This is a genomic window from Carnobacterium sp., from assembly GCF_040274425.1.
The window spans coordinates 1-4913 of the sequence record NZ_JBEMBC010000128.1; the positions used below are offsets into that span (position 1 = coordinate 1).

Here is a 4913-nt window from a genome sequence, read left to right on the forward strand (position 1 = left end):
CTTATGCACATAGCATAAGTCTAAAACAAATATGTTTTTATTTTTTACACTGTCTACTTGACAGGGACCAGTTCAATCTGCCAGGGCCTTTTATTCTGGTTCTTTAACAAATAATGTTGGTGCGATAAAATAAAATTTCTTCTGGAATGGACGGGTTTGCTTGTGGAGAGCCATGGGACCGTCTGAAGCCTGAGATCCATAATCTTCAGACTTTCAAGCCTCAAACAAAGCGTAATCGCTGAAGCGTTAACGTTTTGTAATTCGCATTGAATCCTTTACACGGCTACAAGCACCCCCTATTCCTCCAAAAATTTTGGTTAATCGATTTAACTGATTTATCAATATCAAAAAATATACAGCCTTTCTTCTTTTATCTCTTTAGTCCAAAGCCAGAAAGAATAGTTTTTTACCTTAGAAACTGGTAGAATAAATGGAATAGAATGTCTTACTGTTTAATGAACACATTCATTAAACTAAACCGAACTTTTCAGGGTTATCAAGTATAGAATGGATGAAAAAAATGACGACTACTTCTCGACAATTATTAGCTACATGTAAACGTATCGTTGTAAAAGTTGGAACCAGCACGATCATGTATCCTAATGGTACTATTAATTTACAACGTTTAGAAAAATTAGCTTTTGTCTTATCTGATTTAAAAAACCAAGGAAAAGAAGTGATTCTAGTATCTTCTGGAGCTGTGGGAGTGGGTATTTCTCGTCTACATCTTAGTGAACGACCAAAAACTATCCCTGAGCAACAAGCTGTAGCTTCTGTAGGCCAAACCGAATTGATGAATTTATATAGCAAATTCTTTTATGGCTATGGACAGATTATCGGCCAAGTTTTAATGACCCGTGACATTGTAGAATTTCCAACTAGCCGTCTAAATGCGATCAATACATTTGAACAATTGCTTGTAAAAGGTATTATTCCAATCGTAAATGAAAATGATACTGTTGCAGTTGATGAATTGGATCATTTAACCAAATTTGGTGACAACGATCGCTTATCCGCTATCGTTGCAGAAATTACAGACGCTGATTTGCTGATTATGTTATCAGATATTGACGGGTTTTATGATAAAAACCCAAATGATGAGCCTGATGCTGTTCTTTTTCATGAAATCCACACCATTACGGAAGACTTATATGCTCTTGCGGGCGGAAAAGGATCTAGCTATGGAACTGGCGGAATGTCTACCAAGTTGATTGCTGCTAATCACATTTTAAAAAATACCAGTCAAATGGTGTTGGCTAACGGTGAAGACCCCACGATTATTTTTGATATTATTGAAGGCAAACAAATAGGAACCTTATTCTCAGCTGAATAAATTAGAAGGGGTGTTTTTATGGAAACATTGATTCAATTAGGTGAAAAAGCAAAGAAAGCGGCACGCTCGCTTGCAAGAGCTACCTCATCTGAAAAAAATGAAGCATTAAAATTAATGAGCCAAGCTTTGATTGCTCATACAGACACTATTCTCACAGCAAATAAGTTGGATTTAATAGCTGCTAAGGAAAACGGAATATCGGAAAATATGATAGATCGTTTAATCTTAACTAAGGAACGCATCGAAGGTATGGCTGATGGAATCCTTAAAATAGCCGTCTTACCCGATCCAATTGGAAAAGTTGATGGAATGTGGAAAAACGAAGCTGGGTTAACAATTGGAAAACAACGTGTCCCATTAGGAGTCATTGGGATTATTTATGAATCTCGTCCAAATGTAACGACCGATGCTGGATCATTGTGTTTCAAGGCCGGTAACGCGGTTATTTTACGTGGTGGTAAGGAAGCTATCCATTCAAATAAAGCACTTGTTCGCATATTACAAGATGCACTTACCACAACAGTTTTCCCTTCTACAACGATCCAATTAGTTGAAGATACCACACGCGAAAGCTCTAACGAAATGATGCGATTAAATCGTTATTTGGACGTCTTGATTCCACGTGGTGGGGCAAAATTAATTCAAGCCGTTTTAGAAACAGCTACCGTCCCTGTAATTGAGACCGGAACGGGAAATTGTCATATCTATATTGATAAAGATGCTCAATTAGCCATGGCAACTGATATTATTGTAAACGCCAAATGTTCTAGACCTTCTGTATGCAATGCTGCTGAAACCTTATTGATTCATGAAGACGTAGCGGAAAGCTTTTTACCTGTAATTGAAAAAGCTTTAGCTCCTTGGAATGTTGAATTAAGAGCAGATGTAAAAGCCTTATCTTATTTGAAAAAAGCCATACCAGCTACTCAAGAAGACTGGGAAACAGAATTCTTAGACTTTATTTTAGCTGTTAAGGTTGTTTCTTCTCTAGATGAAGCGATTGAACACATTGATCGTTACAGTACTGGCCATTCTGAAGCTATCGTGACAGATGATTATGCTTCCGGTCTTCAATTTCATCGCGAAGTTGACTCTGCTGCTGTTTACATTAATGCTTCTACTCGTTTTACAGATGGTTTCGAATTTGGATTTGGTGCAGAAATCGGAATAAGCACTCAAAAATTACATGCCCGTGGGCCAATGGGTCTAAATGAACTGACTTCATCCAAATACATTATTTTTGGGGAAGGACAGATTCGATAAAACCTAGTCATAAAATCAAAAAAAGATTTCACTTTCTATGGGAAAGTGAGATCTTTTTTTGTCACTCTATTCTTTTAACTGAATCCCTCTTGGTTCTATGCTAGTCGAAAAAACAATCTGCGTATAGGTTTTTCCAAACTGCTGTAATTCACCAATAAACCCATCCAGCTCAACTGTAGATGGAAAAGCCACTTTTAAAAGCATGGAGTACTCTCCTGTTACACAATTGCATTCAAGGATATTAGGACATGCTTTGACAAATGGATAAAATGTCGGTTTTTGCTTAGGGCTCAGTTCCAAATTGATGAACGCAGTAATATGATAACCTAACTTATGTAAATTTATTTGAGCTGAATAGCCTGTAATGATCCCTTCATTCTCTAAACGAGCAATCCGTGCAGATATGGCAGGAGAGGATAAAAATGTTTCAGTTGCAATCTCTTTTAATGATGCTCGTGCATTATCTCCCAATAACTGAATAATCTGTTTATCAATACTATCCACTTTATCCCATCCTTTTTTAAGATTTTCTTTCTAGTTAGATTATACAGATTGAGGTAGACATTTCAAACAAAAAAATATTTACGCTTAATAAAACAAAGTTTAAACAATCAAATATCATATTATATAATTAAATCGACACCTATACCAATCATTTGTTTTTTCTTATTATTTGGCTATTTACTCCTCGGTTTCAGCATGGTATCTTTTAAAATAGATTTTAACAAAAGTCTTTTACCCTACATTTGAGGAGCGTGACAGAAATGAATACACGAATAGAATTTGACTCTATTGGCAGCTTACCCATTCCAAGTGAAGCCTATTACGGAGTACAATCCCTACGAGCAAAAAACAATTTTTCACTATCCGGTGAAAAGCTCCATCCTATCCTTATCAAAAAATTAGCGCTCATAAAAAAAGTAGCCGCAATCACCAATTATCAAGAAAAAAATCTATCAGCTCCAATTACAGAGGCTATCTGTAAAGCAAGTGATGAAATTATTGCTGGACAATTTCAAAATGATTTTATCGTTGAGGCTATTCAAGGTGGCGCCGGAACTTCAGCTAATATGAATATGAATGAAGTTATTGCACACCGTGCCAGTGAACTTCTTGGAGGGACAAAGGAAACTTATGAACTGGTCCACCCTAATGATCACGTAAACTGTTCTCAATCAACGAATGATGTCTTTCCAACAGCCGGAAAACTAACGGTTTTAGAATTGCTGCCACAACTCATCTCAAATCTTACCTATTTAGAAAAAACATTGGAGCGAAAAGCAACCGAATTTTCAAACGTTATCAAAATGGGAAGAACGCAATTGCAAGATGCTGTCCCTACAATTTTAGGACGTTCTTTTAAAGCCTATCAATCTGCTGTTCAGCGTGACATTCAACAGCTAATTACTATAACAAGTGAGATGTATACTCTTAACATTGGCGCTACAGCTATTGGAAATAGCATCAATGCCTCCGCAGGTTATTCAGCGGAAATTGCTAAAAATCTTGCTCATGAACTGAAGCTGCCTTTACAGCAAGCTGAGGATCTATATGATGCCACTCAAAACGTTGATGGATTTGTTCGTGTTTCAGGAGTTGTAAAAACAGCTGCTGTTACGCTCTCAAAAATGTGCAACGACCTTCGCTTATTGTCTAGTGGCCCAAAAACCGGGTTTGGAGAAATTAATTTGCCCTCGATGCAAAATGGATCTTCAATCATGCCAGGAAAAGTCAACCCAGTCATTCCAGAAGTCGTCTCTCAAGTTGCCTTTCAAATTATCGGAAATGATCTTACTATCACAATGGCTGCCGAATCTGGTCAACTTGAACTAAACCCATTTGAACCTATTATTTTCCGAAATCTTTTTAGTTCTATAGAATTACTGACAAATGCTGTGATGACCTTGACGGATAACTGCATTATTGGCATTACTGCCAATGAGGAACACTGTCGGAATCAAGTTGAACAAAGTCCTGGAATCGTTACCGCTCTTTGTCCGTTGATCGGTTATCAAAGAGCAAGTGAACTAGCAAAAGAATCCTTACAAACTGGACATTCCATTCGCCATATTCTTCTTGAAAAAAATTGGCTATCACCAGAAAAAATCAATGAACTTCTTGATTTTGAAAAATTAGCTAAAGGTATTGTTTCATCAAACCAGGTCCCACTTTCCATAATGGTTTAACTAGTTTGAGATACTCGGTAAACTTGTCTACTTTTTATAATGAACGATAAGTTTTTTGAGAGTGTAAAATATTTTGTGTAAATGAATAAAAAACATACAAAAAAGGAAGTCCCTTCTGTAGAATAAAGTTA

The 4913-nt window shown here is 36.7% G+C and carries 4 protein-coding genes; 3 read left to right on the forward strand and 1 reads right to left on the reverse strand.

Annotated elements, in window-relative coordinates:
* The first annotated feature begins 511 nt into the window (after nucleotides 1–511).
* A complete protein-coding gene (proB, locus tag ABS911_RS14280; protein ID WP_350468114.1) occupies nucleotides 512–1333 on the forward strand; it encodes a glutamate 5-kinase in 822 nt (273 codons plus the stop codon).
* Between the two features lie 18 nt (nucleotides 1334–1351).
* Entirely contained in the window at nucleotides 1352–2596 is a 1245-nt protein-coding gene (locus ABS911_RS14285) for a glutamate-5-semialdehyde dehydrogenase (RefSeq protein ID WP_350468115.1), read from the forward strand.
* 66 nt (nucleotides 2597–2662) lie between these two features.
* Here the strand turns inward: ABS911_RS14285 and ABS911_RS14290 are convergent, their stop codons facing one another.
* The gene (locus ABS911_RS14290; RefSeq protein ID WP_350468116.1) at nucleotides 2663–3100 is read right to left on the reverse strand and encodes an Lrp/AsnC family transcriptional regulator; all 438 of its coding nucleotides are present in this window, start codon (nucleotides 3098–3100) and stop codon (nucleotides 2663–2665) included.
* A gap of 260 nt (nucleotides 3101–3360) precedes the next feature.
* On the opposite strand from ABS911_RS14290, the gene ABS911_RS14295 reads away from it, so the two are divergent.
* Nucleotides 3361–4782 carry an aspartate ammonia-lyase gene (locus tag ABS911_RS14295; protein ID WP_350468117.1) on the forward strand — a complete coding sequence of 474 codons (1422 nt, stop codon included), beginning with the start codon at nucleotides 3361–3363 and terminating at the stop codon, nucleotides 4780–4782.
* Nucleotides 4783–4913 lie beyond the last annotated feature (131 nt).